We start from the raw sequence: 12395 nt of genomic DNA on the forward strand, positions 1-12395 counted from the left end.
TAGGTGAATCATGTCTGTACTGAATCCTCCCGGCCACGCGCCTGCCCGCAGCGCCGGCCGCCCTCCCGGAGCGCGTGAGAACTTCTCCGCCTGGTCCAACCGGCACCGCAAGTGGCTGTTCGCGGCCCCCGCGATGATCTTCGTCGCGGTCCTGATCGTCTTCCCGCTGGCCTGGACCCTGTACCTGAGCCTCACCGATTCGCAGGGCTCCGTCCGTGCCGCTTCAGAGTTCGTCGGCCTGCAGAACTACGCCACGGTCCTTTCCGACGCGGAACGCTTCTGGCCCGCCGTCGGCCGCACGCTGTCCTTCACCGGCGTCGCGCTGGTCTGCGAAGTCGTGCTCGGCATGTGCATCGCGCTGCTGCTGTGGCGCCCCTTCCGCGGCGAAAAGTGGGTCCGCGTGGCCATCCTGCTGCCGCTGGTCGCCACCCCCGTGGCCGTCGGCATGATGTGGCGGCTGATATTCGATCCCAACATCGGCTTTGCCAACCAGCTGCTCGGAATGATCGGCATCCCGGCCCAGCCCTGGCTCTCCGGCCAGGACACGGCCCTCGGCACCACGATCTTCATGGACGTCTGGCAGTGGACCCCGATGGTGGTGCTGATCCTGCTTGCCGGACTGACCTCCCTCTCCGAGGAACCCGACGAAGCGGCCCGGGTGGACGGCGCCAACGCCTTCCAGCGCTTCTTCTTCATCACGCTGCCCCTCATGATGCCGACCGTGATCGTCGCCATTCTGCTCCGGGGCATCGACGCCCTGAAGACCTTCGACATCCTCTACGCCACCAAGGGCAAGGGCGGCGGGTCGTTCCACGAGGTGGAGACCCTCAACGTCTACGCCTACGGCCTGAGCTTCGACTACAACCAGTACGGGCTGTCCTCCGCGGTGCTGATCCTGTTCTTCATGATCATCATCGGCTCGATGTGGCTGCTGACCATGCGCAAGAAAGCGGTAAGCAAATGACCGTCCTGACCGAAACACACACCGGCTCCGCCGCCGGGACCAAGCGGGCCTCGCGCCGCCGTAAGCCGCTGGCCACCCGCGCCTACAAGCTGTTCCGCGTCCTCGCCCTGGTGGCGGTGGTGCTGTTCCTGATCGCCCCGCTGATCTGGATGCTGCTGGCCTCCTTCAAGACCAACGTGGACATCTACGACACCGGCAAAGCGCTGCTCTTCACGCCCACGGCCGAGAACTACGCGAACGTGCTGCAGCGCAACAACTACTTCATCTTCATCTTCAACAGCTTCTGGGTAGCCTTCGTCTCGACGGTCCTTTCCCTGATTCTGGGCGTCCCGGCGGCCTACGCAATGAGCCGCTTCACCATGCACCGCTCGGCCCTCGTGGTCCTGATGGCCCGCGTCATCCCGGGCGTCTCCCTGCTGGTGCCCTGGTACTACGTGTTCTCCAACCTGAGAATGGTGGGCGGCTTCGAGGTGCTGATCCTCAGTCACATGTTCGTCGCGCTGCCGCTGATCGTCTACATCATGATGAGCTACTTCGATTCGATGCCGCTGGAGCTCGAGGAATCGGCCCAGGTGGACGGGCTCACCCCGATCGGAGCCTTCCGCCGCATCACTCTGCCGCTGTCCGTCGCCGGCATCGCCACCGCCGGCATCCTGTCCTTCATCTTCTCGTGGAACAACTTCATGTTCGCCCTGGTGCTCTCCGGCTCCAAGACCAAGACCCTGCCGGTCGCGATCTTCGACTTCGTCTCCTACGCCAGCATCGACTGGGGCGGACTGATGGCGGCCGCCACCGTGGTCACCATCCCGATCATGATCATTGCGCTCTTCACGCAGAAGTACATCGTCTCCGGCATGACCGCCGGCGCGACCAAGGGCTAGGCCACACGAATGACACTCATCAGCAGGATCGAAACCTTCCTCGTCGCGCCGCGGTGGCTCTTTGTCCGCATCGAGACGGACAGCGGGATCGTCGGCTGGGGCGAGGCGAGCTGCGAGGGCCGCAGCGAAACGGTGCGCACCGCGGTCGGCCAGCTCTCCGAGCTGCTGATCGGCAACGACGCGCTCCGGATCGAGGACCACTGGCAGGTGATGACCAAGGGCTCCTTCTACCGCGGCGGCCCCATCCTCGCCAGCGCCGTCTCCGGCCTGGACCAGGCCCTCTGGGACATCGCGGGCAAGCACTTCAACACCCCCGTGCACCAGCTCCTGGGCGGCCACGTCCGGGACCGGATCCGGATGTACGGCTGGGTGGGCGGCGACGAACCCAACGAGGTGGCCGACCAGATCAGCGCGCAGCTGGAGGTCGGGCTCACCGCCGTCAAGATGAACGCCAGCGGCCGGATGAGCCCCATCGCCTCCGTGGCGGAGCTCGACGGCGTCGTCCGCCGGGTGGCTGCCGCCCGGGAGGTCCTCGGGGACCACCGGGACGTTGCGGTGGACTTCCACGGCCGCTTCAGCCTCGCCAACGCCCGGCGCGTGGCGCCGCTGCTGGAACCGTACCGGCCCTTCTTCCTCGAAGAGCCCATGGTTCCGGAGAACACGCACCTGCTGCGCGAGTTCACCTCGTCGACGACGACGCCGGTCTCCACCGGCGAGCGGCTCTACAGCCGGCAGGAATTCCTGCCCGCGCTGCAGGCCGGCATCGCCGTCGCCCAGCCGGATCTCTCCCACGCCGGCGGCATCACCGAGGTACGCAAGATCGCCTCGCTGGCCGAAATTTACGAGGTTCAGCTCGCCCCGCACTGCCCGCTGGGTCCGCTGGCGCTGGCCGCCTGCCTGCAGGTGGGCTTCGCGACGCCCAACTTCCTGATCCAGGAACAGAGCATCGGCATCCACTACAACCAGGGCGCCGAGGTCCTGGACTACGTGGTGGACAAGTCCCCGCTGAAGTTCGTGGACGGGCACATCGAACGGCTCACCGGCCCGGGTCTGGGCATCGAGATCGACGAGGCCGTGGTCCGGGCCGCGGACAAACGCGGGCATGCCTGGCGCGGTCCGGTCTGGCGCCACCCCGACGGGGCCTTCGCGGAATGGTGACGGCCGGGATCGCGGGCACTGAGACGGACACCACAATGAAGGAGCAGCCCAACATGCAGAACACCGTGACCCCCGGCATCCTGCTGGCCGGTATCCAGGAGACCCGGCTCGTGGCGATCGTCCGCGGCACGGATGGCCCCGCCGCCGCCCGCGCCGCCCTCGCCGCGATGGAGGAGGGCTTCCGCATTGTCGAGATCGCTTTGACGACGCCGGGCGCCCTCGCGGCGATCCGCGAGGTCCGCGCGCAGGCCCCCGCCGGCTGTTTCGTCGGCGCGGGAACGGTCCTGACGGCCCAGGACGTGGACCATGTCGCCGAGGCCGGCGGGCAGTTCATGGTGACTCCGTCACTGGCGCAGTCCATCGACGAATCGGCGCGCCTGGGCATTCCGGTGCTGGCCGGGGCGCTGACCCCGAGCGAGGCCTACGAGGCCATGAACCGGGGCGCCACCGCGGTCAAGCTCTTCCCGGCCTCCATCGGCGGCCCGGGTTATCTCAGGGCGCTGCGGGATCCCTTTCCCGGCATCCCCTTCATCGCGGTGGGCGGCGTGGGGCTGGACGAGGCGACGGCCTACTGGGAAGCCGGAGCCATCGCCGTCGGTCTCGGCGGGCCGCTGTTCGGCGACGCAGGTTCGGGCGGTGAGCTGGCCGCGATGCGGGAGCGGGCCCGAGGCTTCGTGGCCCTGGCCGCGGACTACGACCGCCGGATGGCCGGGGCGAGCCTGCGGTGACGAACCCTGCTGACCCAGCGTCTGTCCCGCAGGCCATTGACCTTCTAACCCTCGGCGAATCCATGGTCTCGCTGCGCTCGGCCGGTCCGTTGTCCGCCGGCGGCGGCCTAACCATGCACGTGGCGGGGGCGGAATCGAATGTGGCCGTCGGCGTCGCCCGGCTCGGCCACCGGGTCAGCTGGGCCGGCGTGGTGGGTGCCGACCCGCACGGCCAGTTCATCCTGCGCCAGCTCCGCTCCGAAGGCATCGAAGTGCAACACCGCGAGGACACCACCCGCAGCACCGGGGTGATGTTCCTTGAACAGCGCACGGCCGATGTCACACGCGCCTTCTACTACCGCGCAGGTTCCGCCGGATCCACGCTGGGCTGGGAGGACGTGGACCGTGCCCTCACAGCGGGTCCCCGGGTCCTGCACCTGACCGGCATACGCGGCCGAGCGCGCCGCCGGCGAAGGCATGGTGGTCTCGCTCGACGTCAACTACCGCAGCAAGCTCTGGTCCCGGGAGGAGGCCCGCGCCGTTCTCACTCCGCTGGCGCGGCACGCCAGCATCCTGGTCGCCTCCGACGACGAACTCGGGCTGGTAGCCTCGGCGCCGGACGGCTCCCGGGACCCTGACGCCGGCGAAACGGCGATGGCTGCCGAACTTCTGGACCGCGGCGTCAGCGAGGTTGTGGTCAAGCGCGGCGCCGCTGGCGCCGGCGTCCACACGGCCGACGGGCGCTGGGAAGCGCCCGCCGTACCCGTGACCAGCATCGATACCGTGGGGGCCGGGGATGCCTTCACCGCCGGCTACCTTTCCGCACTGCTCGACGGCGCGGATGTTGCCGGGCGCCTGCAGCGCGGCGCCCTTGCGGGAGCCTTCGCTGTCAGCACCGCCGGGGATTGGGAGGGCCTGCCCCGGAGGGACGAGCTGGCCCTGCTCGGAACGACGCCGGGTGGAAGCACCCAGCGCTAGAGACCACCACTGCACCCAACCATCCGCCATCCACCCTAATTAAGACCAACACAGAAAGCCTGGACCAGCTGTGAAAATTACTGCCGCGGAAGTCTTCGTGACCAGCCCGTCCCGTAACTTCGTCACCCTGCGCATCACCACCGAGGACGGCGTCACCGGGATCGGGGATGCGACCCTGAACGGCCGGGAGCTGGCCGTCGCCGCGTACCTGAAGGAGCACGTCGCGCAGCTGCTGATCGGGAAGGACCCGCACCGGATCGAGGACACCTGGCAGTTCCTCTACCGCAGCTCCTACTGGCGGCGGGGTCCGGTCACGATGGCCGCGATCGCGGCGGTCGACATGGCGCTGTGGGACATCAAGGGGAAGGTCGCGGGGATGCCGGTCTACCAGCTGCTGGGCGGGGCGTCCCGGAACGGGCTGCGCGCGTACGGCCACGCCTCGGGGGCGGATCTGCCCTCGCTGTTCGATTCCGTGCGCGAGCACCTGGAGCTGGGCTACAAGTCGGTCCGGATCCAGACCGCGGTGCCGGGGATCAAGGCCGTCTACGGGGTCGCGGCGCAGGCGCAGGCCTCGGGGGAGCGCTACGACTACGAGCCGGCCGGCCGGGGCGCGTTCCCGGCGGAGGAGGACTGGGACACCCGGGCCTACCTGCGGCACCTGCCCACCGTGTTTGAGGCGGTCCGGAACGAGTTCGGCCCGGAGCTGCCTTTGCTGCACGACGGGCACCACCGGATGACCCCGATCCAGGCCGCGAAGCTGGGCAAGGCCCTGGAGCCCTATGACCTGTTCTGGCTGGAGGACTGCACCCCGGCGGAGAACCAGGAGGCGCTGCGCCTGGTCCGCCAGCACACCACCACGCCGCTGGCGATCGGGGAGATCTTCAACACCGTGTTCGACTACCAGACCCTGATCAAGGAACAGCTGATCGACTACGTCCGGGCCGCGTCGACGCACTTCGGCGGGATCTCGCCGCTGAAGAAGGTGATGGACTTCGCCGCGCAGTACCAGATCAAGTCCGGCTTCCACGGGCCCACGGACATCTCCCCGGTGGGCTTCGCCGCGCAGCTGCACGTGGGCCTGGCGATCCACAACTACGGGATCCAGGAATACATGCAGCACTCGGACGCCACCAACGAGGTCTTCGAGCAGTCCATGACCTTCGTCGACGGCTACCTGCACCCGGGGGAGGCGCCCGGCATCGGCGTCGAGTTCAACGAGCAAGCCGCCGCGGCCTACCCCTACCAGCAGGCCTACCTGCCCTACAACCGCCTCGTCGACGGAACGGTCCACGACTGGTAACCGTCCCCTGAAACGCCAAAAAGGTCCCGGGCGGCGAGTCGATGCTCTGCCGCCCGGGACCTGGCTCTCTTGAGGCCGTTCTCAGCGCCCCGTTTTCAGGTGGCTCAGCGAACGAGTTCCTGGGTCATGCCGAAGGGGACCTCTTCGGAGAGCGCGGCGGTGTAGTGGCCGGGCCTGTGCCGCGTGAGCAGGATGCCGTGCGTGCCCGTGATTATGGCGAGCTGCTGCAGTCCCTGCTCAGCCTCGTTGAGCCGTTCGTCCAGGACATGCCGGTTGTCGACTTGGATCTCAATGGACTCGGTAATGGTGGTCATCGCACTGTCTTTCGTGGAGTACTTCTAGTCGGCCCCCATGGTTCCAGGAACACTAACGTCATATTTATTGACGCGTCAAATCACCACGCGGTGTCAGAACAGAGCCTGTGCGGACCAAAAATCCGGTTGACCTGCAGCTCCATTGCGGCCCGGGTCCCGATCGTGAGGCTGCTCACCCGGGGTCACTCGGGGCAGGGCGAGAGATGCTCGTGGACACAAACGATGCTGTGCCTCGACGACGTTGTTCCCCATCTAGCTCATCATTCGGTAAGACACGGCAGGGGCAGGATTTAGGTCAGGATTGTGAAGCTTCCCGCCGGGTAGCGGACCCCGTTGATCTGCAGTTCCAGTACATGGTTCCCGGCGTGGTGGACCCGGGTGGTCATCTGGCGGAACGCGTGGCGCTTCGAGAATTTCCTGCACTCGCCGGGTCCGAGGACCGGTGTTGCACGCTTGAACACCTTCTCCGCGAGGGTGCCGTTCGCCTTTCTGAAATGCACGACGTAATCCAGCGCCAGCCGGGTCTCCGCGGGGCCGGTGTTCGTGATCTCAAACTCAAAACCCAGCTCGCCGGGCAGTTCGACGGCGGTGCGGTCCAGCCGGGCCGGGGTCACCGCGAGCGACGCCGGCGCGAATCCCAGCAGGGCAAGAGCGCCGGGATGGGCATTCTTGAGCAGGGTGCGCAGGCCGTGCCGGACCACCCGCGGCGTGTTGGCGTCCGGCGCGCCCAGCCAGGCGGCCGAGGTGGCCACCACGCGATCCGGAGCGTGGCGGGCCAGATCGTTGAGGTGGTTGGAGACCGAGCGCCGGACGTACTCCTGCGGGTCCCGGTACAGGGCGTCAAGAATGGGCAGGGTGGCGGCGGCCCGGGCGGAGATTTCAGGAACGCGGACCGCCCACGGCAGGTAGGGCCGGGTTCCTTCGCTGGCGAGACGGCGGACGTGCCAGTCCGGATGGGTCGTCCAGCCCTGGACCACGGCCAGCGCCCGGTCCAGGTCGGCGGCGAGGAGCCGACGGATCGCGAATTCCGCGGTGAGCCGCGGCGTCAGTTCGGCGAGCAGCCGGAGGCAGTCCTCGAAGTCGCCCGGCGTCCCGGAACACAGGGCGCGCGTGACCGCCGCCTCGGTGACGGGCCAGATCATCCAGCCGGTGAACTCCGTGTGTTCCGCGGCGCGGCGGAAGGTGGCGGCCGCTGTCGCATAGTCCAGCGGAAGATCCGCCAGGAGGGCGAGGCTGACGACGTCGGTCCGTTCCCTCAGGCTCAGCCCGTCCAGCCGCCCGGCGGCCTCGGCCAGTTGTGGCCAGCCGTCTACCGGTGACGCCGCGGTGAGTACGCGCCGGAGCGAGCCGACGACAGCCGGATTGATCAGTTCATTCATGACACCCATGGCTTCAGGCTTCTGGGAGGATGTCCTGCGGACCGGCGCCGCACAATCGGCGGAACCGCGATAATCTCAGCAGGGAACGTCTTAACACATCGCGGAGGCGGAATACGGAACATGACCGAGGAACAAACGGGGAAGTCGCCGGGCCGGTGGCGGGTTTTCCACGACAAGTTCATCGTGGAGGAACGCTTCATGAGCGAGCCTGCACGGAGGAATCTCTACCGGACCGCCGTCGGCCTCATGATCGTCGGTTCCGTGCTGTTCGTCGTCCTCCTGGCCGGCGTGCTCCAGAACGGCGGCCTCAGCTCCCTGGACGAACCCGTGCGGTCCTGGCTGCTGACCCTGCGCTCCGGGCCGCTGACCACCATCATGATCATCCTTGCGGTCATCTTCGGTCCGATTGGCCTGCCGATCATCATTCTGGTGGTGACCGTGGCCTGGGGACTGCTGGCCAGGCACGCCTGGCGGCCGCTGCTGCTCGCAGGTGCGATGCTGACCGGTGTGCTCCTGGCGCAACTCATAGGCCAGAGGGTAGGCCGGCAGCGTCCTCCGGTGGACCTGATGCTCTTCGGTGCCGACTCCACCTTCTCCTTCCCGTCCGGGCATGTCCTCGGGGCCTGCGACTTCCTGCTCGTCACCACATTTCTCATCTTCTCCCGGCGGCAGAACCCCAAGGCCGCCGTCGCTGGTTTTGTGGTCGCCGGAATCGGGATCTTTTTCGCGTCGGTCAGCCGGCTCTATCTGGGCTACCACTGGACTACCGACGCGCTGGCCTCGCTGTCCATGTCTTTCGTGGTGCTGGGGGCAGTCATTGCCCTGGACACCTGGCGTACCGCCCGGATCACCGGCGAGCGCGTCACCGGAACCCTCTCGAAGGCCGACACCAGCCGGGACTAGCGGCCCTTGCCCGGGCGGCGTAGGCGGTGCCACAGTGGGCCATGGCCACCGAAGATGACGTCCGCGCTGAGGCCCTGGCCCTGCCAGGCGCGGTGGAGCGGCTGAGCTGGGGCAGGCCCGCCTGGTTCGCCGCCACCCTCATGGCCCGAATCTGGGAACACGGGGTGCTCACGGTCAGGACGGAGGAGCGTGAGGCTCTCGCCGGAACGGACCCGGAAACCTTTTTCTGGACCCCGCACCATGACCGTTCGCCGCAACTTGTCGTTGTCCGGTTGGACAGGATCGACCTCGGGGAACTGGGCGGCCAGGACTAAAATCAATCAACTGTCTGAAACTACACAAGGGACTCCGCCGATGAACGCTTCCGCCAGGGACCTGGCCACGCTCCTTCCGCCCCGTTTCACCCTGGGGGTTGCAACCTCCGCGTTCCAGATCGAGGGCGCACTGGACGAGGACGGGCGGGGTCCCTCGGGCTGGGACGTCTTCGCGGCGAAACCCGGTGCGATCGTGGAGGACCAAAGCCCCGCCGTCTCCTGCGACCACTATCACCGGATGCCGGAGGACGTGGCACTGATGAAGGAACTCGGGATCGACTCCTACCGTTTCTCGCTGTCTTGGTCCCGCATCCAGCCCGGCGGCAGCGGACCGGTTAATCCCGCGGGCCTGGACTTCTATGACCGGCTGATCGACCTGCTGCTGGCCAACGGGATCAGTCCCATGGCCACGCTGTACCACTGGGACACCCCGCTGCCGCTGGATGAGACGGGCGGCTGGATGAACCGCGACACGGCCTACCGGCTGGGCGAGTTCGCCGCTATCGCCGCCGCCGCCTACGGCGACCGGGTGGTCCGTTGGGTCACCGTCAACGAACCGGCCACCCTCACCACGAACGGCTATGCCCTGGGCGTGCATGCGCCCGGGCAATCGCTCATGCTCAAGGCCCTGCCGAGCGTGCACCACCAGTTGCTGGGCCACGGACTGTCCATGCAGGCGCTCCGCGCGGCAAACGTGACCGGCGAAATCGGCATTGCGAACGTCTATTCCCCGATGGTCCCGGCTTCTGCCAACCCGCTGGACAAGGTCAGCACCGGACTCATGGATATTGCCCAGAACCGGCTGTACGCAGACCCGGTGCTGCTCGGGAAGTACCCGGAGGTCATCCGTGCGGCCACCTTTTTCTCCCCGGACTTCAGCCCGTCCAGCGAGGACATGGAGCTCATCTCCCAGCCCTTGGATTTCTACGGACTGAACTACTACATGCCGACGCGCGTGGGGTCCGGACCCGGCGACGGCACTGTGCCTGCGGGCATGGCCGAGGCGATGGGCGACGATCTCAGCGGGACCCCGGGCGCCCCATTCCACATCGCCCCGTTCCACGACACCGAGACCACCGCGTATGGCTGGCCGATCAAACCGGAATACATGTCCGTGGCGCTGGCCGAGATGGCAGAACGCTACCCGACCCTGCCGCCGGTCTATATCACCGAGGGTGGGGCAAGTTTCGAGGATGTGGTGGTCCGCGACGCGGCCGCAAACCGCACGATCATCCCCGACGAGCGGCGGCTGCGGTACTTGGCAGACCACATCGGGACTGCCGTCGAAGCCACCTCGCCGGGTGGTGCTGCGGAGTCGATCGATCTGCGCGGCTACTACGTGTGGTCATTCGTGGACAATTTTGAGTGGTCCGGTGGCTACAAACAGCAGTTCGGTCTCGTGCGCGTCGACATTGACACTCAGGTCCGCACCCCCAAGGCCTCGTTCTACTGGCTCCAGGAGCTGCTCGCGGCCCGGAACAGGGACGCCGCCCCCGAGGTTCCCGAGGCTTTCGGCGCCGGACTTCCGGCGCAGGCTCCCGACGTCGAGCGCCCGCACCCAGTGGGCTAGAGCAGCTTCAGGTCGTGCAGTCCCTTTGCCATGCCGGCGCCGTCGGGAGAGTAGATCCACGGGACGGACGAGTCGGTGTGGTCCCCGGTTTCCGAGTGGCCGCCGGCCAGCACGGCTTCGCCGGTTGACAGTTGCCGGATGCCGATCGCGGCCACACGGTCTCCGTGCTGCCGTGCGAAGTGTGAGTAGATGGCCTCGTCGTGCTGGCCGTTGTCGCCGAAGAGCAGCCAGCGCATGTTCGGGAACTCCTCCGCCAGCAGTTCCAGGTTCCGTCGCTTGTGCTCCTGGCCGCTGCGGAACCAGCGGTCGTTGGTCAGTCCCCAGTCGGTGAGCAGCAGGGCGCCCGGCGGGTACATGTTCCGGGAGATAAAGCGGGCCAGGGTCGGAGCGGCGTTCCACGGACCGGTGGACAGATAGATCACCGGCGCGTTCGGGTGCTCCACCAGGAGCCGGTCCATCAGCACCGCCATGCCGGGCGTCGCCATCCGGGCACGCTCGTTCAGGACGAAGGTGTTCCACAGTGCCAGGAAGGGCCGGGGGAGCGCCGTGACCATGATCGTGTCGTCGATATCCGAGACAATCCCCAGCGCGGTGTCGGGGGAGATGACGAAGACTTTAATGTGCACGGGCTCGGTTCCTTCAGAGCGGAGCTCCGCCGTGTGCCAGCCCGGCTCGAGGGACACCTGTACGACCGTGTCCACGAGCCCGCCGCGGTCCGCGTGCACCCGCGCAGTCACCCCGCCGATCTCGATTTCCACCTCGGTGAACTGGATCGGGACGCTCGTGAACGCTCGCCAGCCGCGGATGTTCTGGTTGCCGTTCTGGGCCGCCTGCTCCGTCCGGCTGCCGGGCGTCGGCTTGCTCGTGAGCACCACCCGGCCGAGTACCCGGACCCAGCTTGTGGAGCCGTAGCCTTGGTAGGCGATGGTCTGCGGAATGAAGTGCCAGCGTCTGGCCGCCTTCAGCCGCAGTCCGGTGACGGTGTCCGAGACCCGATGGGCCAGCCGGAAGGCTTTGTTGCCGGTGACAGGTGGCTGCTGGGGTGTGTGCTGCGACGCCAATTCCATGCCTCCACTCTCCCACAGCGGACCGCCGGCGAACGGCCTGCGTCAGCGACACCGGTTCAGGCGTCGCCCAGCATCACACGCAACGTGGCGGCGTTGCGCACGGCGTTGCCGGCGCCGTCGTTGTTGAAATACATGAAGACGTCCTTCCCGGCGGCCCGCCATTCGCTGACCCGGTCCGCCCACCAGCGCAGGTCATCGTCAGAATACGATCCGCCGTAGAGATGCTCCTGATCCGGCCCGTGCAGCCGTACATAGACGAACGGTGCGGTGGCACGGAGGATGCAGGGGAGTCCGGCGCCGCTCATCACGCAGTAGGCGGCCCGGTGTCGTTCCAGCAGGGCATAGACCTCGGCATGGTCCCAGCTGGGATGGCGGAGCTCCACTGCGATCCGGATCCACTCCGGCATCGCGGTCAGGAAGTAGTCCAGCCGGGCGTCGTCACGGGCGAAATCCGGCGGCAGCTGGACCAGCAGCACGGCCCGCTTGTCCGCCAGCTCATGCCAGCAGCGGATGATCCGCTCCACCCAGACCTCGGGGGAGTAGAGCTTCCTGCCGTGGGTCAGGCCGCGCGGGGCCTTCACAGACAGGAGAAATCCCTCCGGCAGCCGGCGGCGCCAGCTGGCGAAGGAAGCCTCTCGCGGCCAGCGGTAGAAGCTTGCGTTCAGTTCCACCGTGCTGAACCGGTCAGTGTAGTGTGCCAGCCGGTCCCGGGCCGGCAGTCCGGGCGGGTAAAGCACACCCTCCCAGTGGTCATAGCTCCAGCCGCTGGTTCCGACGTGAAGAGCCCCCGGCCCGATTGCCACTCGTTCCTGACCTCCCGCTCCCTCATCCCGCCCGGTTCCTGAGTTCGGCATGTTCGG

General features: G+C 67.4%; 13 protein-coding genes and 1 pseudogene. 10 read left to right on the forward strand and 4 right to left on the reverse strand.

The features are described from left to right. Nucleotides 1-10: 10 nt before the first annotated feature. From ACVWZ8_RS10990 to manD, 7 genes and pseudogenes are all read left to right on the forward strand, one after another. Nucleotides 11-964 carry a carbohydrate ABC transporter permease gene (locus ACVWZ8_RS10990; RefSeq protein ID WP_456504652.1) on the forward strand — a complete coding sequence of 318 codons (954 nt, stop codon included), beginning with the start codon at nucleotides 11-13 and terminating at the stop codon, nucleotides 962-964. After that, nucleotides 961-1845, forward strand: coding sequence for a carbohydrate ABC transporter permease (locus ACVWZ8_RS10995; RefSeq protein WP_426979284.1), 885 nt, complete (start codon nucleotides 961-963; stop codon nucleotides 1843-1845). The genes ACVWZ8_RS10990 and ACVWZ8_RS10995 overlap by 4 nt, the downstream gene beginning before the upstream one ends. Nucleotides 1846-1854: 9 nt before the next feature. After that, on the forward strand, nucleotides 1855-3003 hold the full coding sequence (dgoD, locus tag ACVWZ8_RS11000; RefSeq protein WP_456504653.1) for a galactonate dehydratase: 1149 nt from the start codon (nucleotides 1855-1857) through the stop codon (nucleotides 3001-3003). Nucleotides 3004-3056: 53 nt separating this feature from the next. Continuing rightward, nucleotides 3057-3731, forward strand: coding sequence for a bifunctional 4-hydroxy-2-oxoglutarate aldolase/2-dehydro-3-deoxy-phosphogluconate aldolase (locus ACVWZ8_RS11005; protein WP_426979282.1), 675 nt, complete (start codon nucleotides 3057-3059; stop codon nucleotides 3729-3731). A gap of 113 nt (nucleotides 3732-3844) precedes the next feature. Then, nucleotides 3845-4096, forward strand: a pseudogene (locus ACVWZ8_RS11010) (PfkB family carbohydrate kinase); the annotation flags it as partial. Nucleotides 4097-4187: 91 nt separating this feature from the next. Continuing rightward, a complete protein-coding gene (locus tag ACVWZ8_RS11015) occupies nucleotides 4188-4688 on the forward strand; it encodes a carbohydrate kinase family protein (protein ID WP_456504654.1) in 501 nt (166 codons plus the stop codon). A 70-nt stretch (nucleotides 4689-4758) separates the two neighbouring features. Next, nucleotides 4759-5988, forward strand: coding sequence for a D-mannonate dehydratase ManD (manD, locus tag ACVWZ8_RS11020; protein ID WP_456504655.1), 1230 nt, complete (start codon nucleotides 4759-4761; stop codon nucleotides 5986-5988). 104 nt (nucleotides 5989-6092) lie between these two features. Here manD and ACVWZ8_RS11025 read toward each other — a convergent pair whose 3' ends face one another. Together ACVWZ8_RS11025 and ACVWZ8_RS11030 are read right to left on the reverse strand one after the other, a co-directional pair. Then, nucleotides 6093-6302 carry a hypothetical protein gene (locus tag ACVWZ8_RS11025; RefSeq protein ID WP_456504656.1) on the reverse strand — a complete coding sequence of 70 codons (210 nt, stop codon included), beginning with the start codon at nucleotides 6300-6302 and terminating at the stop codon, nucleotides 6093-6095. Nucleotides 6303-6592: 290 nt separating this feature from the next. Next, the gene (locus ACVWZ8_RS11030; protein WP_456504657.1) at nucleotides 6593-7690 is read right to left on the reverse strand and encodes a DNA alkylation repair protein; all 1098 of its coding nucleotides are present in this window, start codon (nucleotides 7688-7690) and stop codon (nucleotides 6593-6595) included. Between the two features lie 111 nt (nucleotides 7691-7801). On the opposite strand from ACVWZ8_RS11030, the gene ACVWZ8_RS11035 reads away from it, so the two are divergent. The 3 genes from ACVWZ8_RS11035 to ACVWZ8_RS11045 are packed head-to-tail and all read left to right on the forward strand — an operon-like array spanning nucleotide 7802 to nucleotide 10468. Continuing rightward, entirely contained in the window at nucleotides 7802-8584 is a 783-nt protein-coding gene (locus tag ACVWZ8_RS11035; RefSeq protein ID WP_456504658.1) for a phosphatase PAP2 family protein, read from the forward strand. Between the two features lie 41 nt (nucleotides 8585-8625). After that, nucleotides 8626-8898 carry an MmcQ/YjbR family DNA-binding protein gene (locus ACVWZ8_RS11040; protein ID WP_456504659.1) on the forward strand — a complete coding sequence of 91 codons (273 nt, stop codon included), beginning with the start codon at nucleotides 8626-8628 and terminating at the stop codon, nucleotides 8896-8898. A gap of 40 nt (nucleotides 8899-8938) precedes the next feature. Further along, complete coding sequence (locus tag ACVWZ8_RS11045; RefSeq protein WP_456504660.1) at nucleotides 8939-10468, forward strand: glycoside hydrolase family 1 protein; 1530 nt, start codon at nucleotides 8939-8941, stop codon at nucleotides 10466-10468. On the opposite strand, the gene ACVWZ8_RS11050 is transcribed toward ACVWZ8_RS11045, so the two are convergent. Further along, on the reverse strand, nucleotides 10465-11535 hold the full coding sequence (locus tag ACVWZ8_RS11050) for an App1 family protein (RefSeq protein WP_426979275.1): 1071 nt from the start codon (nucleotides 11533-11535) through the stop codon (nucleotides 10465-10467). The genes ACVWZ8_RS11045 and ACVWZ8_RS11050 overlap by 4 nt on opposite strands. Nucleotides 11536-11591: 56 nt before the next feature. Then, nucleotides 11592-12389 carry a DUF72 domain-containing protein gene (locus ACVWZ8_RS11055; protein WP_456504661.1) on the reverse strand — a complete coding sequence of 266 codons (798 nt, stop codon included), beginning with the start codon at nucleotides 12387-12389 and terminating at the stop codon, nucleotides 11592-11594. Nucleotides 12390-12395 lie beyond the last annotated feature (6 nt).

This window comes from Arthrobacter sp. UYCu723 (genome assembly GCF_054059215.1).

What these genes read in the sequence shown, in the direction of transcription:
- ACVWZ8_RS10990 (WP_456504652.1), top strand. Translation starts at nt 11, where the DNA reads ATGTCTGTACTGAATCCTCCCGGCCACGCGCCTGCCCGCAGCGCCGGC.
- ACVWZ8_RS10995 (WP_426979284.1), top strand. Translation starts at nt 961, where the DNA reads ATGACCGTCCTGACCGAAACACACACCGGCTCCGCCGCCGGGACCAAG.
- dgoD (WP_456504653.1), top strand. Translation starts at nt 1,855, where the DNA reads ATGACACTCATCAGCAGGATCGAAACCTTCCTCGTCGCGCCGCGGTGG.
- ACVWZ8_RS11005 (WP_426979282.1), top strand. Translation starts at nt 3,057, where the DNA reads ATGCAGAACACCGTGACCCCCGGCATCCTGCTGGCCGGTATCCAGGAG.
- ACVWZ8_RS11015 (WP_456504654.1), top strand. Translation starts at nt 4,188, where the DNA reads ATGGTGGTCTCGCTCGACGTCAACTACCGCAGCAAGCTCTGGTCCCGG.
- ACVWZ8_RS11025 (WP_456504656.1), bottom strand. Translation starts at nt 6,302, where the DNA reads ATGACCACCATTACCGAGTCCATTGAGATCCAAGTCGACAACCGGCAT.
- ACVWZ8_RS11030 (WP_456504657.1), bottom strand. Translation starts at nt 7,690, where the DNA reads ATGGGTGTCATGAATGAACTGATCAATCCGGCTGTCGTCGGCTCGCTC.
- ACVWZ8_RS11035 (WP_456504658.1), top strand. Translation starts at nt 7,802, where the DNA reads ATGACCGAGGAACAAACGGGGAAGTCGCCGGGCCGGTGGCGGGTTTTC.
- ACVWZ8_RS11040 (WP_456504659.1), top strand. Translation starts at nt 8,626, where the DNA reads ATGGCCACCGAAGATGACGTCCGCGCTGAGGCCCTGGCCCTGCCAGGC.
- ACVWZ8_RS11045 (WP_456504660.1), top strand. Translation starts at nt 8,939, where the DNA reads ATGAACGCTTCCGCCAGGGACCTGGCCACGCTCCTTCCGCCCCGTTTC.
- ACVWZ8_RS11050 (WP_426979275.1), bottom strand. Translation starts at nt 11,535, where the DNA reads ATGGAATTGGCGTCGCAGCACACACCCCAGCAGCCACCTGTCACCGGC.
- ACVWZ8_RS11055 (WP_456504661.1), bottom strand. Translation starts at nt 12,389, where the DNA reads ATGCCGAACTCAGGAACCGGGCGGGATGAGGGAGCGGGAGGTCAGGAA.